The following is a 26019-nucleotide window of genomic DNA, read 5'->3' as shown; positions in this document are numbered from 1 at the left end:
TACCTCCTCGGTGGTTTGGCTGAAATCAACAAAACTTTCGACTTATCCCCAAGCTGGTACATCGAAGCTCTCAAGTATGTCAAGTCCAACCACGGTTTGTCTGGCGATGCTGCTGTTGAAGCTAATTCTTACCTCGACTATGCAATTAATGCCTTGAGCTAGTCGCTCGCCTCATCTCCCGAAGTCGTCTCCATCCATCAGCAATTGCGTTGATGAACGGAAATGACTTCGGGAATTTTTTTGGGTAGATTTTTGAGTAAATGTTGTAAATTTGTTTATAGTTGATAAATGTCGATAACTTAAGTAGCGTAGCCGCTTGACTACCGACTAAGTAGATAAGCTTAAATATTTATAAGATGGGAACAGCCTGAAATATACTGCTGGCCGATCGATTATCAATTATCAATTATCAATTATCAATTATTAACTATCGATCGTGGATGACGAATTATCAACTCAAACAGATGAGCCACTAACTACCGCACAAGCGATCGCCAATTTGAGCAGTCAAGATTTAGGATTGCGAAAATATGCGGCTTGGTGGTTGGGCAAATTTCGGATCGAAGACCCAGCGGCAATTCCCGGACTGATCGCGGCCTTAAAAGATGAAGAAGATCGGACTCCTGAAGGTGGCTATCCACTCCGACGCAGTGCCGCTAGAGCGTTGGGAAAATTAAAGGATTGGCAAGCGGTGCCCCCACTGATTGAGTGTCTCCAGTGCTCGGATTTTTATGTGCGCGAGGCAGCAGCACAATCTTTAGAAACGTTGGGAGATCCGAGCTGTATTCCGCCCCTAGTAGAAATGTTAGCCGCAGCCATCAGCGATGGCCGACTGTTGCCACAGGGCGAAGATTTCTCGCAACCTTACGACTCGATTGTAGAAGCATTAGGGACATTAGGCGCGACTGATGCCGTGCCGTTAATTCAACCATTTCTCGAACATCCGATTCCGCGAGTTAAGTATGCCGCACTGCGAGCGATGTACCAACTCACCCAGGATAACGTCTATGGCGATCGATTGACTCAAGCCTTAACTGTCAGCGATTTGCAAGTTAGAAGAGCATTGCTGTCCGATTTGGGGGCGATTGGGTATCTTCCCGCCGCCGTTCCCATCTCTAAAGCTCATGCCGAAAATAGCCTCAAACTAATCGCCCTCAAAGGCATCTTAGAAGCCCAAATTACCCTCTCACCATTCGATCGATTATCCGATGGTGCCGTCCAAGTCATGCAATTAATGGACGAACTGCTGTAGTTGAGCTTGCCGCAACAGCGGTGGTACAGTGCTGAGTGGGGTCGAAGATTCGCACCTGTCGGAGGGTCAAAACTAACGCAGGATTGACGCTCTACTCACAAATAACAAAGAATCATCCAAGCATAGACAAGAGGGCAAAATGGGAGAATCCAAAAGACGCAAACAACTAGATCCAAACTGGCAAAAAAATCGACACCCCCGTTACAAAGTCAGTAAAGTGAGGATGATTACCAGAGAGATAGATCTAGAACGAGACGCAGATGACGTGCCGAGCTGCGGAGCGGACGACATGAGAGAAATTAAGCAGAAATACGAACGAGAAGGCAGAGGAGTAGCACTATCAGTCGAAGGACATTCAGAGCTTGCCTACTTATCAAAAGAAAAACTGATAAACGAAGTATTCATCAACAATGACTGGGAGCGAGAAGTGCTAGCCGCGAAAATGACAAAGATTATCGACAGCTACAATCCACAGACAGAATTTATAACGCTAGTAGCATCAAAAAAAGTAGATGAATACATGGTGCTAACTACACAATTTGAATGATCTACTTAGGCTTCCAAATAGGGGTACGACAACGATTCGGATGAAGTTGCCTAGTCGATCTAGAAAGCGAGCCGCTTGGAGTTGTTGTAATCGATCGTGTCGATCGATCGAGCTAAATCGATCGCTAAAAACATGGACATTCGATCGTGTCGATCGTCAGTTATCTTTTTAGACCCTGGTGGTGGAGGGTGGGTTTTGTTCTATATCACTTGGTAATAGCAACATTAGCTAGCTTAAACCCACCCCTACAGACCTAAAAGATGACAGAATGACGTATTTTCCCAATCGTATAAATCTCAAATGGGTTCTATACACAACGATAGGGTGGGTCGAGACATTTCCCCTACCCACCCTATCGTTGTTATTTATTCAATTCACGTTCCTAGCGCGAATTTTTGACTGCTGTCAAAAACAAGAAAACTGTTAGGGGAATAGTTGCAGCCAAAATGCTGCCAGTAACTGCCGTGCCCAGTTCGGGATTACCAGAACTGAGTTCAAACACCGAACCGACTGCGGCAATCGCCGAAATTGAGGCTCCAAGCAAGCATATACCAGTTAAAGGGGTGTACATAAACTGTGACTATGCTCCTTGGGCGATATGTTGGACATGCTGGAATGAGAACCCTTTTTTCTTGAGTTCTTCGGTGAGCGCGAGTTCGTTCTCGACTCGATCGACAAATAATACCCCATTGAGGTGATCCATCTCATGCTGGATCGCACGAGCGAGCAAGCCATCGGCTTTGAGCGTGCGCGGACGACCGGATTCATCTCTGTAAGCCAATTCAAGCGTCTCTGGACGCTCGACGTCTAAATACACCCCCGGAATGCTCAAGCACCCTTCCTGGTCTTTTGCGAGGGCTTTTCCGTACTTTTTAATCGTCGGATTAATTAAAATTACGGGTGGAGCTTCAGGTTTATCTAGCTCGCAATCGATGACAATTAATTGTTTGTTAATGCCTACTTGCGGCGCGGCTAAACCAATGCCGTCGGCACTATACATAGTTTGAAGCATCGCCACAATAATCCGCCGGATCTCTTCATCCACACTGGCAATTCGTTTGGCAGGTTGGCGCAACACGCGATCGCCTAGATAGTGAATATCTAAAGGCGGTTTGGCTAATTTTTTCTTTTCAACGAGGATTGATGTTGGCATGGACGGGTGAGTACGAACGATGACGTCAGGATCTCGATCTTGGTATTTGTTTACATTTTAACAGGATTTAGACTTTTGAGAAGCCGCTCCCCCTCTCCCAACTTCTGCCCCAATTGCGACAGATTCAAAACATGCCCCCCAGTAACTAAATAAACAGTACCCGCGATCGAGCCAATCTGCCGACTCAACATCCCCAACCTGTCGCGAAATAACCGCCCGCTCGGATAAGCTGGGACTACTCCCCAGCCAGTCTCTTCTGCTACCAAAATTATCGTCGCTACACTCCCCGACAATTTAGCTAATAAAGTGTGAGTAAGATCTTCCCACTCCGCATCCGATCGATCGAGTAAATTTGCCACCCAAGTACCAACAGAATCGACCAGCAGACACTCCTTATCCCCAGCTCGCTCGATGGTACTAGCCAGATCTTCAACTGCCAAAATGGTCTGCCATGTCGCTGGACGTCGCTGCTGGTGGCGCAGGATTCTAGCTTGCCAGTCCGCATCGCTCGGATCGATCGTGGCTGTCGCAATATATGTGACAGCCAGACCGCTAGTCATCGCTAGCGTTTCCGCCCATTCACTCTTACCACAACGGGCGGCACCTGTAACTAAGATCGGTTGTTTCGGCATATTTGTTGGTGTCGCGACCGCTCGATCGGAAGTATCCGTTTGGAGCGAGAATTGAGTTATGCTGTTATCCATTAAAATCTTCTTCATCTGATGAATTTAGCTAGAGGTCTAGTTGCTACATCATGGCGCGATTGTTCTACGGACACGCTACGCGAACGAACCACCGAGCTACTGTCTGTTATGTCTTAATGAAGTTGTTAGTCCGGGAAACCTTCATCTAAATTTGTCTTCCCACTCACTCGATTTGCGCGCGCTGGGTCGCTCGATTGCTTGGTGAATCGGGTGCTTCACTCAAATGCTAGCCGTGCCGCAACCGCTAACTATCAACCGATCTCAGATGTCTACCTCCATCGATCGTAATTCAGACTTGAATATTCAAATACCGACAGTCCAAGTGCCCAAATTTAGTCATCTTCGTCAAGATGCTAACCCCATTTTGGCAGCCCACATGCTCCAAGAAATCTACAAAATGGTCGTGGAGTGGCAACAAGAACTACAAGACATCGAACGAGAGCGGATCCAAATTACGAACAGCGGCCCTATTTTAGCAGCTTGGTTAGAATCGCGCACTTTTAAATATAATCTGACAGGCACAGCCATTCCTACGCCCTACGAAACAGTCGATCTCAATACTTTGACGACGATCGATCCCCAGGCTGGTTATCGCTTGTGTGGATTGGATGAATATGGCGCATTGTGGACGCGTCCCTGTTCGATGGCAGAGATTTTGAGCGTCAGTCAGTCAATTGCCAGATATCAGCAGCTTAAAGATTTGACCGAGCGCAAACAACAAGTCGAGCAACATATTCGCCAGATTCTGGAAGATCTGGTGCATTTACGATTGAAGTTAGAAGATTAGGCGATCGTCGAAAGTGGCGATCGATTATCAGCTAAATTCAGCAATATCGATCCCCGCTAGTTTCCACCCCAGTCCGCTGCGCTTGAGAATTAGGCTGACATTTTTCGATCGATCGACTTTATCGGTAATCTTCACAACAAATCGATCGAATGATTCATATCCCATCGTCAAATCCGATTTATTGATATCTCGTTCGAGATTGCTCAGATCGATTTTAGCCTCCGGGATTTTATCGTTAATCAATCGCTCTAGTCCTTCAGGTGTAACTAGTTTATCCACCACTGGATCGATCGTTTTTTCCACCTGTGCTGGTGTCATTTTTGCTGCCGTTGGAGCTTCAGCTCCAGCCATTTGTTTTAATACTTGAGCTTTAACATTTTCTTTAATACTCATCCGCAGTGAGGGAAAATCAATCGACTCTGATAAAGCTTCGGTATTCCGATTGGCCGTAGCATTTTTCAGATTATCGATCGTTAAATACGGCGCATAATAGATTCCCCCACCAGCCAAAGCTACGACTCCAGCACTCACGGCAGCACCAATAACTACCGTCTTTCGCTCTATAGTTTTGAATCGCTCGCGTAGCTGCTCCGATACAGAATCAAACATAACTATTTAGATAAATAACATCCAAATTGACTCGATAGGTAAAAGTTAACATAGTCTGCCTAGCTAAATCGGAGTAACCAGCGCAACTCCAATTTAGTATTTAAGGCGATCGCCATCGACTCTCGAGCTAAGTTCACAAAAACAGGGGTTTACAGCCCCATCCTAACAACCCAACTATCAGTTATCAATTATCAACGATCGATTAATTTAAGTCGTGTATTCAGCATTAATTTTTACGTAGTCATAACTCAAATCGCAACCCCAAGCAATTCCCGTCCCATGACCATTGCCAACAGATACAGAAATTAAGACAGTATCTGTTTTAAGGTATTCCCCTTGACTTGCTGCTTTGAGATAATTACTCGCTGCCACTCGATCGAATGCCAACGGTTGACCGTTAGCCATAAGCTGAATCTCGCCCAAACTCACCGCCAAATTATTTTGGTCGAATGGTACGCCAGCTTTACCAGCCGCCATCGCAATCCGCCCCCAGTTAGGATCGTGCCCGAACACTGCGGCTTTGAGCAGCGAAGATCCGGCAATCTCGCGGGCAATTTGCCGCGCCTCGCGATCGGTTGGCGTTCCCGATACCTGGACTTCGATCAGACAAGTAGCACCTTCCCCATCCCGCGCGATCGATTTAGCCAAATACTGACACACCGCTGTCAGCATCGCTTCCAATTTATCCGCCTCCGCGCCAGGTTGGACGATCGCTGGAGTGCGCGATTCCCCATTCGCCAACGCGATTAGCGTGTCGTTAGTACTAGTATCGCCATCGACAGTAATTTGGTTGAAACTCTTATCCGCAGCGCGACCGAGCATTTGCTGCCACAACGTGGTCGATACCGCCGCATCGCAGGTCACAAAAGCCAGCAACGTCGCCATATTCGGATGAATCATCCCCGAACCCTTCGCCATTCCGCCCATCCGCACCACGCGATCGCCAAGCATCATTTCCAGCGCGATCGATTTACTCACCAAATCTGTTGTCATAATCGCCTTCGCCGCAGTATCCCCCCCATCGGGAGCCGCCGCCGCCACCAAACGCGGAATTCCGGCGATTAAGGCATCCATTTTGATGCGTTGACCGATTACGCCAGTCGAAGCCAATAAGATAGCTTCTGGAGCGATATTGAGGGCACCAGCAAGACTATTAGCACTAGCGATAGCATCCTCCCAGCCACCTTCACCAGTTGCGGCATTAGCCTGTCCCGAATTGCAGAGAATGGCACGGGCACTAGGCTTAACCGCCAGTTGTTGGCGGCAATATTCCACACAAGCAGCTCGTACCTGACTGGTTGTAAATACTCCAGCCGCGATCGCATCCACGTCAGACAAAATCAATGCTAAATCTGGCAAACCAGAGGCTTTCAACCCCGCAGTAATTCCCGCCGCTCTAAAGCCTCTCGGTGCAGTCACTCCCCCAGAAATCTCTTGCCAGTCCATATCAGTCTTCAGTCAATAGGTACTATTTATCAGCATACTAGAATTGGGGATTCAGGATGCAGCAATTGTCACTCGATCGATTTAAAGATCGCTGCTATCGATCGTCTCACACTCGCGCGATCGCCTATCTTAAATTAATTGAGAATTGCGGATGCAATCACGCGGAGGAAACCTCTGCATGTGTTGCACCAAGCAGAGAATTGAAAATTGGGTTTTTAGGACGGAGTTTAAATTTCCGTCCTAAAAAAGCAGATAGTAAAGATGGCGAGAAACTACTAATGCTACTTGTCTAGTATGCCCAAAGATTTCTGGGGTGGTAATAGAGAGCACGATCTCGATCGCTCGATCGGTGCTATTATTCGTTACCTCAGGAATAGAGTTTGTTTCCAGGCTGGAGTAGAAAGTTGCAATAATTATCGATCGAAGGGGCTGTTTGCGGTTTTTCCCTTCACCTCAAAAATGCAGTATCGTCAAGTTAGGAAGCTTTTAAACATCGGTTGCATCACTCAGCTATGGTTAACTCAATGCAGCAAGTAAATTCCCAGTTCGACCCCAATCTGGATCTCGCTAAGTACGAATCAAAGACTCAGGAAATTGCCCGCCAGATTTTAGGTGAAACTACCAAAAGCTCGATTTGGTCGAAGTTATCCCAAATTAAAGATGAGTTGCGCTTCGATGACAAGCTGATGGCTTGGACGATGGAAAATGAAGGTTTGCGGGTGCAATTATTTCGGCTGATCGATTGCTTGCCAGCATTGCAAAGTAAAGCCGAAATTGCCCGTCACATGCAGGAATATTTAGCGAATGATGCGGTTGAAGTACCAGCGATGAGATCGCTATTGAACTTCAGTACTGACAATCCTAATTCGTTGACGGCAACAGCCGCAGCTACCACGCTGTCAACGGCGATCGCGACTTTGGCGAAGCGGTATATCTGCGGCGAAAATTTGCCAGCAGCTACTAAATCGATCGAGCGATTGCGGCGCGATCGATTGGCATTTACGATGGATTTATTAGGTGAAGCGGTAATTAGCGAAGTCGAAGCCGAAGGTTATCTCGATCGCTATCTTACCATGATGGAAAATTTAGCCGATCGCGCGCGCAATTGGCCGATGTTAGCAGAGATCGATCGTTCGGAGCTAGGCAGTCTCGATCGCGTGCAAGTGTCGGTAAAGCTCAGTGCCTTCTATTCCCAATTCGATCCGCTCGATCCGGTGACGACGGCTCAAAAAGTCAGCGAACCTGTCAGAATATTACTCCGCAAAGCTCAGGCTCTCGGCTGTGGGATTCACTTCGATATGGAGCAGTACGAGTTCAAATCGCTGACATTGCAGATTCTCAAACAGGTATTGATGGAGCCGGAATTTATCGATCGCACCAATGTCGGACTGACGATTCAAGGTTATTTGCGCGATAGTGAGGCGGATTTATATGACTTAATTAGTTGGGCAAAAGAACGCGCTCGTCCGGTGACGGTACGGCTAGTCAAAGGTGCCTACTGGGATCGAGAAACGATCCGCGCGTATCAACAGGGTTGGGCGATTCCGGTATTTTCTGACAAGGTATCCACCGATGCTAATTACGAACGCTTGACCCAAATTCTACTCGAACATCATCAATATCTCCATGCCGCGATCGGCTCGCATAATGCCCGTTCCCTCGCCAAAGCGATTGCGATCGTCCAGACGCTAAATATCCCTAGCAGTGCCTTTGAAGTCCAATGTTTGTACGGGATGGGCGATGAATTTGCCAAGAAGATCGTCGATTTGGGTTATCGGGTGCGGATCTATTGTCCGTTTGGCGAATTAATTCCGGGGATGTCCTATTTGATCCGCCGTCTGTTGGAAAATACCGCCAATAGCTCATTCTTGCGGATGAGTAGTAGCGAATCGCGATCGATCTCCGAACTAGTCGCCGCGCCAGTAATGACCGATCGCGATCGTTTAGATAATGGTACGCCTGCTACCACCAGCTTTGAAGGATTTATCAATGCTAGCGATCGCGACTATGCGATCGATCGTTATCGCGAAACCGCCCAAACCGCCCTCCAAAGCGTCCGCGATCGACTGGGCAAAACCTATCTCCCAATTATCGACGATCGACCCATTCAAACCACAGACTATATCGAATCAGTCAACCCCGCCAACTCAACCCAAGTCGTCGGTAAAATCGGTCTAGCTAGCATCGAGCAAGCCGAAGCAGCCATCAAATCTGCTAAAAATGCCTTTTCTAGCTGGAAGCAACTTAGCGCGCGTCACCGAGGCGATATCCTCCGTAAAGCCGCCGACTTAATGGAAGCCCAACGGGACGAATTAACCGCCTGGATAACCTGGGAAGTCGCCAAACCGATCCGCGAAGGTGATGCTGAAGTCTCTGAAGCGATCGATTTTTGTCGTTACTACGCACGGGAAATGGAACGCCTCGAAAGTGGCGTCCAGCGCAATCTCCCTGGCGAAGATAACACCTACATCTATCAACCGCGCGGCGTCGTAGTCGTCATCTCACCCTGGAATTTCCCGCTCGCGATCGCCCTGGGAATGAGTGTCGCCGCGATCGCCGCAGGTAATACCGTCATCCTCAAACCTGCCGAACAATCCTCCGTTATCGGTGCTAAAATCGCCGAAATTCTCCACGCCGCCGGATTGCCCCCAGGCGTCTTTGCCTACCTTCCAGCCAAAGGCTCCACCGTTGGCGCGCACCTCGTCAAACACCCAGACGTCCATCTGATCGCCTTCACTGGATCGCAGCAAGTCGGCTGTCAGATCGTCGCCGAAGCCTCAATCCTCCGCCCCAAACAAAAACACATGAAGCGAGTCATCGCCGAAATGGGCGGCAAAAATGGCATCATCATCGATGAGAGTGCCGATCTCGACCAAGCCGTCGTCGGGGTGATGAATTCGACCTTTGGCTTCGCGGGTCAAAAATGTTCCGCCTGCTCCCGTGCCATCGTCCTCGCACCCGTCTACGACAACTTCCTCGATCGATTAGTCGCCGCCACGCGCTCTCTCAAAGTCGGCGCAGCACATCACCCCGACACCAAACTCAGTGCAGTCATCGATGCCGCCGCCCAAGCCAATATCCAGCGGTACATCGAGATCGGTAAAGAAAGTGCCAAACTCGCGTTATCTATGCCCGTCCCAGATGGGGGATATTACGTCAGTCCCACCATCTTTAGCGAAGTCGATCCAGACAGTACCATCGCCCAAGAAGAAATCTTCGGCCCCGTTTTAGCCGTAATTAAAGCCGAAAACTTCGACGAAGCCCTCGCGATCGCCAACGGTACCAACTTCGCCCTCACAGGTGGTTTATACTCCCGCACCCCATCCCATATCGATCGCGCCTACCGCGAATTTGAAGTCGGCAATCTGTATATCAATCGCGGGATTACAGGCGCATTAGTCGATCGACATCCCTTCGGCGGCTTTAAGTTAAGCGGGGTCGGTTCTAAGGCTGGCGGACGCGATTATTTATTACAATTCCTCGAACCGCGATCGATTACCGAAAACACCCAACGCCAAGGTTTTGCCCCAGGAGATATTTCAATGAGTTGAATATGCTATTTTGATTTAAGTCTCCCATCTAGAGCGATCCCCTCCTGTTAACGATCGCGCTGATGGGCTGCAAAATCCTGCTACCAAGATAGCGATCTTCCAGATTCAACATGACGAACGTTTTCTGGTGGTAGCGGTAACTCAAGAGGTTGCTAACTAGCCTGCATTATTCATGAAGATTTCTAGAAATCGCCAAAATGCTTGCCGAGAAGCAGTTCTGGCGATCTAGCCTGGATTATTCACCAACTCGTGAAAGCCCGATCGGGATTGCGCCCCAAAAAACACACTGTTTTTGAAGCCAATCGCTATAAGCTAGTTTCCACAAAGGTTTTGAGGATTTCTGGAGATCTTCATGAATAATGCAGGCTAGTCAATAGCATATGTTGTAGTAAACAAAAGATTTCTCGTTGAATAACAATACAACGACATGCATTATCACAAAATATGATTTATTACAATCCGTAGAATAGCTTGTTCTTATTCAATAAGACTATGGGTGAATCTTTACATATATTCGTTTAAAGGATTGATGTATATAAGGTATCTCATTGATTTCCGTAAAAATACTATAGCTGGAGAATATATTATTATGTTAGACTAGCAAGGTTTGATAAGCTTAGTATTATCAAAATTACAAAGTTAGGGAGCTTAATTAGTAGCGTTAGAACCTATGGAAAAGTCGAGCATAAAAAAACGTAGCTTATTTGACAAAGACGGAAAAATTCAAATTAGTAAATTCGATCCTGATTTAATTAGGCTTAACCCAGATCGGGTCAAAGAGATTGGTGAACATAATGCAAGCATAGAAGAAGCCGAAGTTATTACGCAAGAAGTTCTACAGTTAGAATTTAGTATTTAATGGCTGTAGTTACTAAATATTAATATCATCATGTCGTCGTCATTTAATATATACGATTTCAACTGCGATCGGTTTAATGAAATTCTACAGAATGGCTTTTTATCAAAAGGCTCTGTCGAAAAGCATAACCGTGCGATTTACTTAAAAGGGTATCTAACTCATATAGATGCTAAATCTATGCTGGTTGAGAACGACTATACAGATGGCGACTACTTAGATGATTTTGCGGCTTATTATGTAAGATGTCATCAAGATTACAGCCGTCGTTGCAAACGGATTCACTTCTTTTCAATTTCAATTGAAGAAAACCAGTTTTTAAAGATAGTAACTGGAAGTGCTGAAAACAGTGGAAAAGAAGATTTTCAGAAATCTTATTTAGGCTTTATCGTTGTCAGACCTCTTCCTCAAGCAGTCATAGGTCGCACTGTTCTTAAAACATATAATGATGATAATGGAAGACGTAATTACACATGTGTAAAAGATTATAGTGTAAACCTTTTCGGAATTGAGCTTACTATTGAGAAGAGTTTAGCATTTCAGGAACAAGATACAGTCATTGCCGCTTGTGCTACCGTATCTCTCTGGTGCTGTTTTCATAAAACTGCCGAGATGTTTGGTACCCCTGCACCAAGACCTGCGGCCATTACCCGCACTGCAAATCAAGTTGTTCATCATTCTCGTTCATTTCCATCTAACGGATTAGTAGTTGAACAAATGTGTGATGCTATTAGACAGGTTGGTCTTGAGCCTGAAGTATTCAATGTTAAACGTGACAAGAATCCGAAAAAATTTCCACTAGTAGATCTGATATATGGCTATCTCAAAATGGGACTGCCTGTTATTCTGGCGTCTGAAATTGAAGGAATTGGCTTTCACGCAATTACGCTATTAGGATTTTCCATACAAAGTGAACATACATTCCCTCTAAAGGAAAGTGCTATTACACCAACGATAGGCTCACGTATTAACAAACTTTATGCTCATGACGATCAAAATGGCCCATTTTCTGAGATTTGTATAACTCAAAATCACGAAGAGAATACAAAATATCCTATTGTATTTGAATGTGCTTGGAATCAATTAAATAGAAAAGATAAAATAACTCTTAAACCTCATGTCATCATAATTCCAGTTTACAATAAAATTAGAGTTACTTTCCTAGGTATTCAGAAGTGGATAAATGTTCTTCATGAAATCATCAAAGTATTACTTGATAGCCAAAAAATTGAGACTAATAATCTAGAGTGGAATATTTATCTTTTCACAAGTAATGAACTCAAATCATCCATAAAAGAAGAAAATATTTCACAGCAAGATAAAAAGATATTACTTCTAACTCAGCATCCGAGATTTATCTGGCGTGCAACATTGAGTATGCGTGAGAAAAATGATGATAATAGTTACAGGAGTGAGAAAATAGTTGATTTCCTTGCTGATGCAACTGACATACCACATGGCTTCCCAATTTATCAAGCACTTTGGTATCAGGAAGAGCTTCGTTCAGAGCTTAATGATTTAATGATGTCAGAGAAAGTTGGAGAAGTATTAGCAGAAATACACAATCAAAAATATTTAGATAAATATTTGGATAAATACACAATATTGATTGATTTTATAAAAAAGAGCACTAGCAGATAAAATATGATGAAAAACACAAGCTATTTCGATAGAGATAAATTCATTCATGATGTTATTGAACTTCTGAAAATAAAGCATTCGGAAGAATTAACTCAAGATGACGAAGACTTTGAGCCAGTATTTGCATCTGGTACTGATGAAAGAAATTCAGAAGAAATTACATCTGAAGAGAAGGCCAGAGAGCTACTAAAACAACAAGATATCCGCCAATTTATTTGTCCTTTTATACAGGGATCTACTAATGATATATTTGACTTGGCAAAAATTTGCCTTTCAGCATTAGTCACAAATGTGTTACTAGGGAAGATTGCTTTTCCTATAGAGGATAAATTTATTTCTGCTGCATTTTTCTCTCTAATGGTAAAGCAAGGGATCGCGATATATTGCAAAGGATTTGAGTAGATTTATGTATTTAATGATAAAATCTAATTTACATTAGTCTGGCTTCTTCTCCTTCGGAGATTCATGAATTTTGCGCTCACTGGCGGTTTATACTCCCACACGCCATCCCAGATCGATCGCGCCTACCGCGAATTTGAAGTCGGCAATTTGTACATCAATCGTGGGATTACAGGCGCACTAGTCGATCGACATCCATTCGGCGGGTTTAAGTTGAGTGGGGTTGGTTCTAAAGCAGGCGGACGCGATAACTAGCTGGATACAAATATTTAATTGACCTAATTGCATGTCTGAAAATAATGAACTACCGATCGATCTAGAACAGATCGATCGAGACTTGCGCGGTCGCGCGATCGACAAACAAAAAGCAGCATTAGATAGACTAGCAAAAGTTCCTGCCGATATTGCAGTCCCGCTCCTCGCCGATATATTAACATCCAGCGACTTCATGCAGCGGCGAATCGCCGTCATGGGCTTAGGCAATCATCAGGTAGAGGAATCATTTCAACTCCTAGCCAACGTCATCACCAACGATCTCGATCCCAACGTCATGGGTGAAGCCGCCAACGCCATTGCCGACTTTGGCGATCGGGCAATTCCATTACTCGTAACTTTATTTCAAAATACCGATAGTTGGTTAGTCCGCCAAAGTATCATCCCCATACTGATGGATACCAATTGTCACGCCGAACTCCTGACTATCTCCGAAATCGCGATCGCCGATGAAACCCAATCGGTCAAAGAAGTCGGCATCTTGGCACTAGGACATCTCTTAACTTCGCCTGTCGGCGATCGAGCATTATCCTTCCTTTTAGAACTATGTAAAGACCCCAACTGGCGCAATCGGTGGCGAGCCGCGATCGCCCTCCAAAGTCTCCAAAATCCCGCTACAAAAGCCGCGATCGCCCAACTCCAACAGGATGAGAATTTTCGCGTAGTCGCAGCCGCTCTGGAGGTTGCCAACCATTGGGCGAGTCAATAAGTAATTTTCTCAGACTTAGTAAATATGCGAAAATACCAGGACTGGAAGAACTCTTTAATTGGAAATAACAGATAAGTAAGTGGATTAATCGTAACGATAATATTCCGAAAATCTCGTTGTGCCAAGAAAATAATCGCCTCTGCCACCCAACTTGCAGACATCACACCATAAGGATTGAGCTGACTCTTGAAAGGGCCTAAAATTAACTTGCGAATGATACAGGGAGTATCCAATCGCCGCAGTGTTATCAAGTCGCCAAGCGTGCGTTTTGACAGTTCGTATAATGGACTCAAAGCCGGATTTACTTCGGCTTCAGATGTATTAATCCACAGTTCTTTAGTCGTGCGATCGCCATCATCTGTCACCATACCGAGAAATAATTCGGCCATTCGGAGTGTCGAAAAAGTATTAACTTCGTAAGACTCAAATATCTTGGCTGGAGATCGATCGCCATAGACATTAACGCCATGATTGAGAACGAGAATATCTACTGCTTGCAGCTCGGAGAATAATTCAGATTCAGAGCCTAATTGCCAAGCTAAAACTTTTACCCCTTCAGGAAAAACAGCGGCTGGATTTGTGGTAATCGCGACGACTCTGGCACCTTGACTAGATAATTTTGCAACCAACTCTCGTCCCAAAGCACCGGAAGCCCCAGTTACTGCAACTATTTTTCCGTTTAGAGATAAACTGGTACCGATAATCCGATCGAGCCAGAGAATGGCGACTAGTCCGATGATAAATTGCATGGTTAACTGATTTAGTAGCCGTAATCGCTGCTGGGTGCGATCGATCTAAATTCATTATACGAGAATTCAAATGCTAAAAATTAAGTTTGGAACGTTACTCGCGCTCTTAATTTGCTCGACGGCGATCGGGGCGTGGGTGGCGAATGCTAAGGTCGAATCTGCCCAGATAGTGGCATCTAAAAAAATTGCGCTCGAAAATAGCTCCAAGCGCGTATTGGTAAAAGAATTGATGACCAAAATAAGTATCGATCGAGAATTGCTAAAATTACTTGAAAAATGAGCCAATTAGTGCAAATAAGAACGGAATTATAATCAGTCCTAATAAAAACGACCATCCCCACCGCCGGATAAATGGGATCGGATGTTTGGGTAGGGTTTTTTCGACATCTTCGGCGTTAAGTTTCCAGCCCCGACTACAGATATCGCATAGTAAGGAATACTGTTTCTCGGTAATCCACGAAAAAATCCAATATAGGTGAGCGTAGCGGTACTGCAAGATAACTCTAAACGGACGCTCCCGTTCGCAAGTTTCGCAATGTCGGTGCTCCACAGCACCCAAGTCAACTGAGTTACCACCAGAACCCCAAATAATCCAGCCAATCATTGGTTTTCAGCTCCAAACTAAATTTCCGATCGTAACTACAAGAGCTGTTAGCTAAATTCCGTTCGACTCGCGTAAATATTTATGTAGCACGATCTTTAAAAAGAAAAGGGTATATTAGAAGTAGCGTCTAGAGGATCTAATATGTTTAAAAGAATTGCATCAGAAGCTCTTGGTATCAGCGATATCGGCATTATTGTCTCTCCTGCCGACTATGATAAGGTGGCTGCGGATGATTATGTCTTTCATGAAGATGGGGAAAAGATATTTTTCTTAATTAAATCCAAAAAAGATGAATATTGCTTCACAAATTTAGCCCTAATTCATGTCGATGGCGATTCGGCAATATCTAGCAAAAGAGCTGTCAAACGTTACGACTATTCTAGCCACAAAGTATCGCAAGTGTCGATCGAGACTGCTGGCACGATCGATTTAGATATCGAACTCAAGTTTGTCTTAGAAGGCGTGATGCCATTTAGTATCGATGTCGAAAAAAAATTCATCGAAGCACTCAAAGATATTTACAAAGCATTGATTAGCATTAGTAAAATTCAAAGCAAAGAATTAATTGCTCGCGACAATGCAGTCTTATGTCTGCAAGCTGTATCTTCGATGTATAAGATTAATACTATTGAGAGCGAAGAAACACTCGTCAAACATTACAATGCCGTTCTGACTAATCTGAATGCAACTATGCTAGAGCGTTATACCAAGCGCGATTTTAGCAATATTTTCGAGAAGTATATTAAGAACTAGGATCTAAACAATAAAAAAAGTGGAACCACTAGCCAGGGCGGAATTAGTATTAACGGGTTTATCTATCGGCGATGCGTTCGGACAAATGTTTTTTGGTAATACCGAAACAATGTCCATGGCGATCGATTTGCGAGCATTACCCGCCCCGCCTTGGTATCTAACTGATGATTCGATTATGGCAATTGGTATTGTCGAAACATTACGAGCTTGCGGTGAAATCAATCGCGATTATTTAGCCAGCAGATTTGCGGCTAATTACAGTAGAAATCGCCGTCGCGGTTATGGCGGCATGGCGCACCATATCCTCCAGAAGTTGTGCAAGGGTGAGGACTGGCGAGCAGTTGCACCAGCGGTTTTTGATGGGATGGGTTCTTATGGCAATGGTGCGGCGATGCGGGTGGCTCCGCTGGGAGCCTTTTACGCCGACGATTTAGAACGATTGCAACTTCAGGCGATCGCCTCAGCAGAAGTTACCCACAGTCATCTCGAAGGTAAAGTCGGTGCATTAGCGATCGCCCTAGCAGCAGCCTGGGCGTGGCAGCATCGGGAGGATAATAAGTATCATCCTCCCGATCTATTCTCTTTTATTCTCGATCGACTGCCAGAGAGCGACACCAAGAGCGGCATCTACAGAGCCAGCGAGTTATCGCTCGAATACAGCGTCGCTACAGCCGTATCTGCGCTCGGTAATGGAACGATGGTATCGGCTCGAGATACCGTGCCGTTTACCCTCTGGTGCGCCGCCAGACATCTGGATGATTTTGCAGCAGCCATGTGGGCGACAGTTAGCGGCTTGGGAGACCGCGATACTACCTGTGCGATCGTCGGTGGGATCGTCGCTTTGTATGTGGGTGAGGCAGGAATCCCCACAGATTGGCTAGCAGCGCGAGAATCTCTGACTGACTGGGAATCGGCAGAAGTGGATTGGGAATAAATCGATGGCGACACATGCTTGAGATTTAATTAAGAATTGAGCAGATCTCAACGACTATTTGCCTAAACTACAGCTTGTTACTGACACTTTGGCTGAGGATCTGCCCGATCCGACCGAATTAGATCTGTTGATGTACGGTTGCTCGGCGAGATCGATCGAAGATTGTAAAGCCTCTATTCGTTTGTCAGAGCCGATTTTTGTGCCTTGAAATTTAGTTTGCGACCTAAGTCAGATCTGTGGGCGATCGCAACTAGACGAACGAAGCAAAACGTAATAAGATTCACGCAGTGGAACGAAGCATCGCTTGTAGAAAGCGAAGTCTAGTCTACGGAGTAAGGCTGTAGTAAAAAAGACTGTAGTTTAAAAAAATTAACACCGCGCGATGTCCATAACCGATCGCGATTGGGGAATAGTAAATAACACCTACCTTCTTTTCGAGCTTAGCTAACTACACATTAAATCGATCGTTATTTATAAATTTGGGGGCATAGAAGGCGTGGGTTTTTTCAATCGCTTTTCCTTATCCAGGGATATGGGTATGGACCTGGGAACTGCTAATACATTGGTCTATGTATCTGGCAAAGGTATCGTTCTGGCAGAACCTTCAGTGGTGGCGATGGACCAAAAGACTAAAATGCCACTAGCAGTAGGTATCGAAGCCAAGAAAATGTTGGGGAGAACCCCTGGCGATGTAATTGCGCTCCGTCCGCTTCGCGATGGCGTAATTGCTGACTTCGATATCGCTGAAGTGATGTTAAAAGAGTTTATTCGCCGTGCGAATGAAGGAAGTAACGTCATCAGACCGCGTTTAGTTATTGGCATTCCCAGTGGTGTTACGGCTGTAGAACGGCGCGCGGTAATGGATGCAGCACTCCAAGCAGGTGCTAGTGAAGTATTCCTGATCGACGAACCGATCGCCGCCGCAATTGGTGCGGGTTTACCTGTGGGGGAACCGACAGGTAGCATGATCGTCGATATCGGTGGTGGTACGACCGAAGTAGCGGTATTGAGTCTGCAAGGTTCGGTCATCAGCGAATCCGTGCGGATTGCTGGAGACGAATTGAGCGATTCGATCGTCAATTATATGAAGAAAGTTCATAACTTGACGATCGGGGAACGGACGGCAGAAGAAATCAAAATTCAGGTTGGTTCGGCCTATCCCACTCCCGAGGATAACGACATTACTATGGAAGTTCGCGGCTTGCATCTGTTGTCTGGATTACCCCGGACGGTGACGATCAAAGGCCCCGAAATTCGCGAAAGTATGTCCGAACCCCTCTCGACGATCGTCGAAGCTGTGAAGCGGACGTTGGAACGAACTCCTCCAGAGTTAGCTTCGGATATTATCGATCGTGGCATCATGTTAGCTGGTGGCGGTGCCCATTTACGGGGGATCGATACACTGATCTCGCATGAAACGGGAATCGTAACTCACATCGCCGACGATCCGCTCACCTGTGTGGTCTTAGGTACTGGCAAAGTCCTCGAAGACTTCAAAAATATGGATCGCGTCTTTAGCGGTCGATCGCGGAGTCTGTAACTCGATCGAACGGGTGTAGGGTTTCCGGCATTCCTTACACCTTAAATTTTCATTTGTAAACAATCGCTAACAAGTCACAAACAACAAGCCACAAACAAACTATGTTTACTCTGCGCCGCTGGTGGGATAAAAATGCCTTAAAACTAGCAGGATTCGGGACTGTCATCGTTGGTACTTACCTGGTGTTGCAAACTCAACATGCATTGGTATTTGAAGCATACAATGCTCTATCTCAACCATTTCGACCCAAAGTCAGACAGCTCGACTATCTTAAATCCGCTCAAGTCCAACAGCTCCAAAATGAATTGCAGCAGTTGAAGCATCAAAATCAACAACTCAAACAATTAGCAGGTTATAGTGCGACAATTCCCACTAAAGGAGTCTTAGCACCGATCGTGCTGCGGAGTGCCGATAATTGGTGGCAACAGCTCGTAATTAGCAAAGGTAGTGCAGATGGGGTGGCGGTAGACCATGTAGTCGTCGGGACTGGCGGCGTAGTCGGTCGCATCGTTAGCGTGTCGCCACATACCAGCCGCGTTCTCCTCATTAGCGATCCCAGCAATCGCATGGGTGTCTCGGTCGGTGCGAGCCGCAATCTGGGGATTTTGCAAGGAACTCGCACCGAGCGAGCCGTATTACAATTTTTCGATAAACGTCCGCAAGTCAAAAAAGGCGATGTTGTCTCTACTTCGGCAGTGAGTCAGCTCTTTCCGACGGGATTGGCGGTGGGAAGAGTAGTCGAAACCAATCTCAATAAGTCGCCAGCTCCAGAAGCGATCGTCGAATTTACAGCTCCGCTGAATGCCCTGGAATGGGTGATGGTTCACCCTCATAATCCGCGCGCGATCGAGGCTGCACCAGTCGTACCGCCCCCAACAGCCGCACCTGCACCCAAATCGGCAACAGCCACACCCGCATCCAAACCAGCAACAGCGGCACCCGCTCCTAAACCAGCAACAGCAGCACCCGCTCCTAAACCAGCCGCATCGGCAACCGCACCCAAACCAGCAGCAGCCGCACCCGCACCCAAACCACCAGCACAACCACGCTAGCTACTCATATCGATCGGCATGAATATTAATAATTTATCTCCGCTAGCTCGGACTGGACTACACATTGCGATCGTCATTGGTTCGGTTGGCTTATGCTTGCTACTATTACCAACCCGCTTTCCAGGGATGGAAATCTTAGGTGTCGGCCCAAGCTGGCTAGTAATGTGGACGATCGCCTGGAGTATGCGAAGATCGCTGTGGCACGCAGCAACAGCGGGGATCGTCCTCGGACTGATTCAGGATGCAATGACTTTTCCAGCCACAACCGCACTCGGCACCGTCCCGACTCATGTCTTGAGTCTGACAGTTGTCGGCGTACTAGCTTTTTGGCTGCAAAAGCGACGTTATTTAGACGATACAATTGTCTCTGTGAGTCTAGCTACTGTCTTATTGACGATCGTCTCTGAAGTGGTCACCGGAGCGCAATACTTTCTCCACACGGCGATCGAGCAATCGTGGGACGCTAGTCTCGATAGTCTCGATTATATGTGGGCAGAGCGCGCGATCGTTATCTCGATCGCGGCAATCTTGAGCGGTTTGTGGATGCCCATCCTCTACTATCCGCTGCAACTCTGGTGGCAAAAAATCTTCGCCGCCACGAAATTAACCTAGACGCGATCGAGGGTCGAGGATCGCTCGATCTCAGCGGCAGATCTATAGGCTCGATCGCAGCTAGACTAGTAATTAACGTGAGTTCGAGATAAGGAAAGTTGATTTGCTTCGTTTCTGTACCGCCCTGAACTATAAGTTCGGGCTAAAAGCATAAGTCCACTGAAGTGGACTGGCAGATTTTCCTAGTCCACTTCAGTGGACTTATGCTCTTAGCCCCAAATTCATTTGAGGGCGGTATAGATGCGGAGCCATTAATCATTGAATAAAAAGCCTTAACCCATTGGCGGAGCCTCTTCGATCGAAGCAACTCACGTTAATTACACCAATTCTCTAGTTCATGAGTTACTGCCTCAATCCTAGTTGCGCGCGTCCAGAAAATCCGCCCCAGAGTAACTTCTGCCGTAGTTGTGGCGGTAGACTGCGATTGCGCGATCGCTATTTGGCTGTAGAACCGATCGGGCAAGGTGGTTTTGGGCGCACATTTAAAGCGATCGATGAGGATAAACCATCGAAGCCTTTTTGCGTCATCAAGCAATTTTTTCCGCAAGTAGAAGGAACTAATGCCGCCCAAAAAGCAGCGGAACTATTTACTCAAGAAGCGAGTGCGCTGGAGCAATTAGATTATCCAAATATTCCAGAATTACTGGCCTACTTTATTACACCAGATGGTCGTCAATATTTAGTCCAAGAATTTATCGACGGTCAAAATCTCAAAACTGAGCTAGAACTTCAGGGTAAGTTTTCAGTCGATCGAATTAGAGAATTATTATTAGCAATTTTACCGACTTTAGCCTATATCCACCACTTGGGATTTATCCATCGCGATATTAAACCAGAAAATATTATTCGGCGGACTAACGATGGCAGTTTGTATCTAGTCGATTTTGGAGCGGCGAAAATCGCGACCGCCGAGCCTCCAGCACGGGGGACGACGATCGGCACGCCAGAATTTATGGCACCAGAGCAAGGTTGGGGCAAGGCTTTTGCTTCTAGCGATCTCTACAGTTTGGGGATGACTTGTCTGAATTTGTTAACTGGAGTTTCGCCATTGAGCCTATTCGACGATAGTCAGAATCGCTGGATCTGGCGCGATAGTGTAACTGAAAATATCGAGCCAAAATTAGCCGAAGTTTTGGATAAATTAATTCAACCGCGCCCGATCGATCGCTATCAAACAGCCAAAGCAGCGATCGAGGCTTTGCAATTCGATCGCATTTCTATTCAGCCAGTTGTAGCTACTCCGACTCCGCCGCCAGCGATCGAAACAACTAATCCCGCGCCAGTTACTTATCTTCCCACCATTAATACCCGCAATAATTGGGTCTGTAATTATACATTTGAGTGGCATCGCAAACCGATTAACACGCTCGATCTATCTACCGATGGTCGATACTTAATTAGCGGTGACGATGGGGGTACTGTCGCAATTTGGAACCTCAGCATTCCCCAACAACCGATCGCGACATATAGTACCAATAATGCGATCTATTCCGTTGCAATTAGTCCCAATTTCAGTCAAGTTGCTAGCGGCGACAAAAATCGGCGCGTCCAACTCCGGCGCAAGGAATTCATCAGTGCGTTCCAGGAACTACGTGCCGATCTGAGCAATTTAGACGGTCATAATGGATTTGTCTATGTTGTGCGCTTTAGTCCCGACGGCAAGATTTTAGCTAGCGGGGGAGCCGATCGCCGGATTCGCCTGTGGAATACCGATACGGGTAAAATTATCTATACACTCGATGGACATCAAGAGTCGGTAATGGCGATGCAGTTTATGTCCAATGGCAAGATTTTAATTAGTGCGGGTGCCGATCGCACGATTAGATTTTGGGATTTGGAGCACAAGCAATTACTCAAAACGATCGAGGCTCATACCCAAACAATTCATGCTTTGGCAATTAGTCGAGATAGCAAAATCATTATTAGCGGTAGTACCGATCGTACCGTCCAAGTTCGCCAGTTAGGCACCTCCACCCATCATACGCTCCAAGGCCATCAGGATGGAGTTCTAAGCGTCGCAATTAGTCCCGATAGCAAAACCATCGCTTCCGGCTCGATGGATGGCGTGGTGAACCTCTGGGATGCCGATACCAAAGAATCGATCGATAGTTTCCAAGCACATCCAAGTGCAGTCAAATCGATCGTGTTTCACCCGCAAGGACAAACCCTAATTACCGCAAGCTGGGATCGCGCGATTAAAATCTGGCAAGCAAGTTGAGGGTGGATGGGTGGATGAGTAATGAGTAATGAGTAATGAGTAAAAGGACGCTTGCGTCCCCAACTCCCAACTCCCAACTCCCAACTCTAATTCAACTGCTCGTCCAAATTATTACCATAGGTTCCCGCACGGCGATAATGGGTCTCTATGCTAATCAGATCGTCGATATTTTGATCGATCGTATTGCAAATCGTATCGAGGGGTAGATCGTTAGGATCGGTACCAAATGGGTTTTCAATTTCTACGCCGATCGCTTCAATGCCAAATAAGATAAAACTAACTAGAATAACTGCTGGTGCCGTCCACCATCGGAGTTCTTCGACAACTTGGAATGGTAATAATAAGCAATAGATCAGCAATAATTGCTTGAGATGAATTGCATATGCCATCGGCATTGGCGTCCTTAAAATTCGCTCGCACGCGCCGAGATTATCGACTAAACTGTTGAGCAAACCTTGCAGTTCATTCATTTGATACAAGCTAATCTGCCCCTGTTCTTGCTTGGCTTGGAGAAAATCACTAATCCAAAAGGCAACTTCTAGGGGCGGATTCTTGACAGTCATAAGCTTGGAAAATTGCAGCGGGGAGACGAGTTCGGATACCCGTTCGTCGATCGGTTGCGAGCGCAAGTGCAATTTTGTGGCAAAAGCGAAGGCAACTAGCAACTTTAAAGTTTGTTCTTTTTCGTGTCGATGAATGGGATTCAGTTCGGCAATAGCAACCCAAATCAATCGAGATAAATTACGAATATGATTGACGATACTGCCCCAAGCTTTTCTGCCTTCCCAAAATCTTTCATAAGCGGTATTCGTCCTAAATACTAGTAATAGTCCTAAGACAATACTAGGAATGATACCGCCTAGAGCTTTGGCAGCCACAGGGATTTTATAAAAAGATAAAAATGAAACAAATAAGCCAAATGCTCCACACCATAAAACTCGACTGCGAATGGTTGGTATCACCGAACCTTTGATTTTTAAGGCAGAGCTAAACCAGTTTCGATCTAAATTCATAATTCTTCAGTTTGAACTGCAACGATTGGCTCGTCTTTAAGTTGTCGGTGTTTGCCATCGACTAACGCACTGACTGTCATATCACCCATGACGTTGATTGCCGTGCGACATCGATCGAGAAACCAGTCTACCGCAATTAGAATCGTAATGTACTCAAGCGGTAAACCTACCGAGCTAAATACCAAAGTCATCGTTACTAAACCCGCTTCGGGAATTCCGGCTGCACCTACAGAAGCCACGATCGAAGTTAACACTACCATTATCTGTTGTACCAAGTCGAGATTTCGTCCCAATACTTGCGAGATAAATAGTGCTGACATTGCTTCATAAAGCGCAGTGCCATCATTATTAAAATTACTTCCCACTAGTGCGCCAAGCGAAGCAGAAGATTCGCGCAAACCAACTTTGTTAATCAAAGATTCAAAGGTAATCGGCATAGTTGCGGTAGAAGATGCCGTGGAAAATGCCGTAATTAAAGCATCCGAACCCCCCTGAATGAATTGTCGCGGCGATACCCACGATCCTAATTTCACTCTCGTTAGATAGTAAATAGCTTGCAGAAATAACGCGACAATTACTGACAAGACAAATGCACCCAAAGATTTAAATGGCTCAAATCCTTGGAGGGCGATCGTTTTAGCGACAATGCCAAAGACCGCGAACGGGACTAGGGCAATTACCCAATGTAAAATTCTAATTACCGCATCAAATAATAACCCAATTGTCTGCTCGATCGCGAGGTATTGATTTTGGTTCCGACTTACTTGTTCTGTCTTAATTGCTCTGAGCACAATTCCAAATGATAGGGCGACAAAGATTAATGAAATTACATTATTATCTACTAGTGGCTTAAGTATTGACTCAGGAATCAGATCGGATATTAGCCCCCACGGATCTAGTTGTTTGACAGCCTGTTGTTTGCCGCCGATAACTGCTAAAGATTGTCCGGATGCACCAGGACGCAAAACATTGGCGACGAGTAAGCCGATCGCGATCGCCACTAATGTATTGGTAATTAATAAGATCGACAACTTGCGTCCGGATCTGCTAGGAATTTCTGCTGTCAAAAATGTATGTAAGATCGCCAAGAAAATTAATGGTGTTGCTAGCGTCCGCAGTGCCTTGAGAATCAATGTCGAAGGCAATGCTAAATGTGCGATCGTTTCTTTGTCTAAAATCGGTTGTCCCGCACCTAGCAGTACCCCAACTATTACCGCCACAATTAAAGCAATAACAATCTGTAAATATAGGGGGATTTTATGCATAATTCAGTTACCAACTTAAATGATATTTATAAATCCGCACCTTTGGTTTGGAATCTTATCCTCTTACTTGGGACTAAATTCCTAAATTATGACGTACTGCTGGGAAATTAGTCCCGATCGTCAACCGCTCGTCGCGATCGATGCCCAAATTAATACTGACAGAATTTGCATCCCCATCATAAATCGATCTGCCAGAAGATCGGATTGAAATGATAAGATCCAATACTTATCGATCTCATCCTCCCCATGAGCACCACTACACCGATCGCTTGGCCGCAACTACTCCAGCAACTGCTAGACAAACAATCCCTGAGCCAACAACAAGCCACCCAACTCATGCAGGGCTGGTTGCAAGGTGAGATCCCTCCCGTCTTGTCTGGGGCGATTTTAGTGGCACTCGAAGCCAAAAAAGTGACCGCACCCGAACTAGCGGGGATGGCGCAAGTATTGCAAACTCAGCCGATCGATTATCCGTTCCCAGTCATCGACACTTGTGGGACTGGGGGCGATGGCGCATCGACCTTCAATATCTCTACCGCAGTAGCGTTTGTTGCCGCAGCAGCAGGGATAAAAGTAGCAAAACATGGCAGTAGGTCGGCATCGAGTCGCGTCGGTTCTGCGGACGTTTTAGAGGCTTTGGGCGTGAGATTGTCAGCTCCCCTAGAGCAAGTAGCAGCAGCCTTGGATATTACCGGAATTACCTTTTTATTCGCCCCTGGCTGGCATCCCGCGATGAAAGCTGTCGCCCCCTTACGCCAAGAATTAAAGATTCGGACAGTATTCAATCTCATTGGCCCACTTGTCAATCCCCTGCGCCCGACGGGGCAAATTATCGGCATCGGGACGCCGCACCTGCTCGAAACCATGGCTACCGCTGCCGGAATTTTGGGGACGCGCCAAGCGATCGTGCTACACGGACGCGAACGTTTGGATGAGGCGGGTTTAGGCGATCTGACAGATTTGGCAATTTTAACCGACGGACGGGTAGAACTGGCTAGTATCGATCCGATCGAATTGGGGCTGACACCCGCACCGATTACCGCCCTCAAAGGCGGCGATGTCGCGGAAAATGCCGCAATTCTCACGGCGATTCTCCAAGGTAAAGGGACTGCAATCCAACAAGATGTCGTCGCGCTCAATGCTAGTCTAGCTCTCCAAATTGGTGGTTTAGTACCGCTAGGCGCACATCAACAGGGCATCGCGATCTCTCAAACCATCTTGAGTAGCGGCACAGCTTGGGATAAATTGACAGAATTAGTCGATTTTTTGGCGCAGTAACTCACGGTTCGCTCATTTTGGAGAGAGGTAGTCAAATTGGGTTAAAGTTTGACAATGAGCAAGCCTGTAACCTT

The 26019-nt window shown here is 46.1% G+C and carries 26 protein-coding genes and 2 pseudogenes; 19 read left to right on the top strand and 9 right to left on the bottom strand.

All coding sequences use genetic code 11. The annotated features are described in order from the left end of the window. The 3 genes and pseudogenes from C7B77_RS03425 to C7B77_RS03415 form a co-directional block, all read left to right on the top strand. A pseudogene (locus C7B77_RS03425) lies at nucleotides 1–162 on the top strand (phycocyanin subunit alpha); the annotation flags it as partial. 274 nt (nucleotides 163–436) lie between these two features. Next, a complete protein-coding gene (locus C7B77_RS03420) occupies nucleotides 437–1252 on the top strand; it encodes a C-phycocyanin alpha-cysteine-84 phycocyanobilin lyase subunit CpcE (RefSeq protein ID WP_106300338.1) in 816 nt (271 codons plus the stop codon). A gap of 139 nt (nucleotides 1253–1391) precedes the next feature. Next, nucleotides 1392–1799, top strand: a complete 408-nt coding sequence (locus C7B77_RS03415; protein WP_146138165.1) for a hypothetical protein — start codon at nucleotides 1392–1394, stop codon at nucleotides 1797–1799. A 382-nt stretch (nucleotides 1800–2181) separates the two neighbouring features. Here C7B77_RS03415 and C7B77_RS03410 read toward each other — a convergent pair whose 3' ends face one another. The 3 genes from C7B77_RS03410 to cobU are packed head-to-tail and all read right to left on the bottom strand — an operon-like array spanning nucleotide 2182 to nucleotide 3584. Further along, nucleotides 2182–2370, bottom strand: a complete 189-nt coding sequence (locus C7B77_RS03410) for a hypothetical protein (protein ID WP_106300334.1) — start codon at nucleotides 2368–2370, stop codon at nucleotides 2182–2184. A 9-nt stretch (nucleotides 2371–2379) separates the two neighbouring features. Further along, on the bottom strand, nucleotides 2380–2952 hold the full coding sequence (gene def / locus C7B77_RS03405) for a peptide deformylase (RefSeq protein ID WP_106300332.1): 573 nt from the start codon (nucleotides 2950–2952) through the stop codon (nucleotides 2380–2382). 50 nt (nucleotides 2953–3002) lie between these two features. Then, a complete protein-coding gene (gene cobU, locus C7B77_RS03400) occupies nucleotides 3003–3584 on the bottom strand; it encodes a bifunctional adenosylcobinamide kinase/adenosylcobinamide-phosphate guanylyltransferase (RefSeq protein ID WP_106300330.1) in 582 nt (193 codons plus the stop codon). Between the two features lie 337 nt (nucleotides 3585–3921). On the opposite strand from cobU, the gene C7B77_RS03395 reads away from it, so the two are divergent. Next, on the top strand, nucleotides 3922–4443 hold the full coding sequence (locus tag C7B77_RS03395; RefSeq protein WP_146138164.1) for a hypothetical protein: 522 nt from the start codon (nucleotides 3922–3924) through the stop codon (nucleotides 4441–4443). Nucleotides 4444–4470: 27 nt separating this feature from the next. On the opposite strand, the gene C7B77_RS03390 is transcribed toward C7B77_RS03395, so the two are convergent. Beyond that, complete coding sequence (locus C7B77_RS03390; protein WP_106300326.1) at nucleotides 4471–5052, bottom strand: DUF2939 domain-containing protein; 582 nt, start codon at nucleotides 5050–5052, stop codon at nucleotides 4471–4473. Nucleotides 5053–5259: 207 nt separating this feature from the next. Beyond that, complete coding sequence (gene argJ, locus C7B77_RS03385; protein ID WP_106300324.1) at nucleotides 5260–6498, bottom strand: bifunctional ornithine acetyltransferase/N-acetylglutamate synthase; 1239 nt, start codon at nucleotides 6496–6498, stop codon at nucleotides 5260–5262. A gap of 56 nt (nucleotides 6499–6554) precedes the next feature. Here argJ and C7B77_RS03380 point away from each other — a divergent pair, with 56 nt between their 5' ends. The 7 genes and pseudogenes from C7B77_RS03380 to C7B77_RS03350 all read left to right on the top strand — a co-directional run bounded on the left by C7B77_RS03380 (nucleotide 6555) and on the right by C7B77_RS03350 (nucleotide 13927). Next, entirely contained in the window at nucleotides 6555–6791 is a 237-nt protein-coding gene (locus C7B77_RS03380) for a hypothetical protein (RefSeq protein ID WP_106300322.1), read from the top strand. A 231-nt stretch (nucleotides 6792–7022) separates the two neighbouring features. Next, a complete protein-coding gene (gene pruA / locus C7B77_RS03375) occupies nucleotides 7023–10049 on the top strand; it encodes an L-glutamate gamma-semialdehyde dehydrogenase (protein WP_245894023.1) in 3027 nt (1008 codons plus the stop codon). Between the two features lie 670 nt (nucleotides 10050–10719). Continuing rightward, on the top strand, nucleotides 10720–10908 hold the full coding sequence (locus C7B77_RS03370; protein ID WP_106300318.1) for a hypothetical protein: 189 nt from the start codon (nucleotides 10720–10722) through the stop codon (nucleotides 10906–10908). Between the two features lie 30 nt (nucleotides 10909–10938). Beyond that, a complete protein-coding gene (locus tag C7B77_RS03365) occupies nucleotides 10939–12546 on the top strand; it encodes a hypothetical protein (RefSeq protein WP_106300316.1) in 1608 nt (535 codons plus the stop codon). Nucleotides 12547–12549: 3 nt separating this feature from the next. Then, nucleotides 12550–12948 carry a hypothetical protein gene (locus C7B77_RS03360; protein ID WP_106300314.1) on the top strand — a complete coding sequence of 133 codons (399 nt, stop codon included), beginning with the start codon at nucleotides 12550–12552 and terminating at the stop codon, nucleotides 12946–12948. Nucleotides 12949–13014: 66 nt separating this feature from the next. Continuing rightward, nucleotides 13015–13194, top strand: a pseudogene (locus C7B77_RS03355) (aldehyde dehydrogenase family protein); the annotation flags it as partial. 37 nt (nucleotides 13195–13231) lie between these two features. Next, a complete protein-coding gene (locus C7B77_RS03350) occupies nucleotides 13232–13927 on the top strand; it encodes a HEAT repeat domain-containing protein (RefSeq protein WP_106300312.1) in 696 nt (231 codons plus the stop codon). Here the strand turns inward: C7B77_RS03350 and C7B77_RS03345 are convergent. After that, nucleotides 13921–14676 (bottom strand): bifunctional sterol desaturase/short chain dehydrogenase, encoded by a 756-nt coding sequence (locus C7B77_RS03345; RefSeq protein WP_106300310.1) that lies wholly within the window; start codon nucleotides 14674–14676, stop codon nucleotides 13921–13923. The genes C7B77_RS03350 and C7B77_RS03345 overlap by 7 nt on opposite strands. Before the next feature lie 70 nt (nucleotides 14677–14746). Between C7B77_RS03345 and C7B77_RS03340 the strand changes: the two genes are divergently transcribed. Then, complete coding sequence (locus C7B77_RS03340) at nucleotides 14747–14956, top strand: hypothetical protein (protein WP_106300308.1); 210 nt, start codon at nucleotides 14747–14749, stop codon at nucleotides 14954–14956. On the opposite strand, the gene C7B77_RS03335 is transcribed toward C7B77_RS03340, so the two are convergent. After that, nucleotides 14942–15280, bottom strand: a complete 339-nt coding sequence (locus tag C7B77_RS03335) for a hypothetical protein (protein WP_106300306.1) — start codon at nucleotides 15278–15280, stop codon at nucleotides 14942–14944. The two genes, C7B77_RS03340 and C7B77_RS03335, sit on opposite strands and share 15 nt — an antisense overlap. A gap of 141 nt (nucleotides 15281–15421) precedes the next feature. Between C7B77_RS03335 and C7B77_RS03330 the strand changes: the two genes are divergently transcribed. The 6 genes from C7B77_RS03330 to C7B77_RS03305 all read left to right on the top strand — a co-directional run bounded on the left by C7B77_RS03330 (nucleotide 15422) and on the right by C7B77_RS03305 (nucleotide 22389). Then, nucleotides 15422–16033 carry a PH domain-containing protein gene (locus C7B77_RS03330; protein ID WP_106300304.1) on the top strand — a complete coding sequence of 204 codons (612 nt, stop codon included), beginning with the start codon at nucleotides 15422–15424 and terminating at the stop codon, nucleotides 16031–16033. A gap of 19 nt (nucleotides 16034–16052) precedes the next feature. After that, nucleotides 16053–16967, top strand: coding sequence for an ADP-ribosylglycohydrolase family protein (locus C7B77_RS03325; protein ID WP_219891969.1), 915 nt, complete (start codon nucleotides 16053–16055; stop codon nucleotides 16965–16967). Nucleotides 16968–17499: 532 nt separating this feature from the next. Further along, entirely contained in the window at nucleotides 17500–18507 is a 1008-nt protein-coding gene (locus C7B77_RS03320) for a rod shape-determining protein (protein WP_106300302.1), read from the top strand. 101 nt (nucleotides 18508–18608) lie between these two features. Then, nucleotides 18609–19559, top strand: coding sequence for a rod shape-determining protein MreC (mreC, locus tag C7B77_RS03315; protein WP_181243693.1), 951 nt, complete (start codon nucleotides 18609–18611; stop codon nucleotides 19557–19559). 18 nt (nucleotides 19560–19577) lie between these two features. Further along, the gene (gene mreD, locus C7B77_RS03310; protein WP_106300300.1) at nucleotides 19578–20171 is read left to right on the top strand and encodes a rod shape-determining protein MreD; all 594 of its coding nucleotides are present in this window, start codon (nucleotides 19578–19580) and stop codon (nucleotides 20169–20171) included. Between the two features lie 337 nt (nucleotides 20172–20508). Then, on the top strand, nucleotides 20509–22389 hold the full coding sequence (locus tag C7B77_RS03305; RefSeq protein ID WP_106300298.1) for a serine/threonine-protein kinase: 1881 nt from the start codon (nucleotides 20509–20511) through the stop codon (nucleotides 22387–22389). 86 nt (nucleotides 22390–22475) lie between these two features. Here C7B77_RS03305 and C7B77_RS03300 read toward each other — a convergent pair whose 3' ends face one another. Together C7B77_RS03300 and C7B77_RS03295 are read right to left on the bottom strand one after the other, a co-directional pair. Further along, entirely contained in the window at nucleotides 22476–23402 is a 927-nt protein-coding gene (locus C7B77_RS03300) for a bestrophin family protein (RefSeq protein WP_106300296.1), read from the bottom strand. Continuing rightward, nucleotides 23399–24667 (bottom strand): dicarboxylate/amino acid:cation symporter, encoded by a 1269-nt coding sequence (locus C7B77_RS03295; RefSeq protein WP_106300294.1) that lies wholly within the window; start codon nucleotides 24665–24667, stop codon nucleotides 23399–23401. The genes C7B77_RS03300 and C7B77_RS03295 overlap by 4 nt, the downstream gene beginning before the upstream one ends. A gap of 246 nt (nucleotides 24668–24913) precedes the next feature. Here C7B77_RS03295 and trpD point away from each other — a divergent pair, with 246 nt between their 5' ends. Further along, complete coding sequence (gene trpD, locus C7B77_RS03290; protein WP_106300292.1) at nucleotides 24914–25945, top strand: anthranilate phosphoribosyltransferase; 1032 nt, start codon at nucleotides 24914–24916, stop codon at nucleotides 25943–25945. Nucleotides 25946–26019: the final 74 nt, after the last annotated feature.

The organism is Chamaesiphon polymorphus CCALA 037 (assembly GCF_003003845.1).
Classification (GTDB): Bacteria; Cyanobacteriota; Cyanobacteriia; order Cyanobacteriales; family Chamaesiphonaceae; genus Chamaesiphon; species Chamaesiphon polymorphus.
The sequence above is the reverse complement of the archived record's forward strand: the minus strand, read 5'-3'. Positions and strand labels throughout refer to the sequence as shown.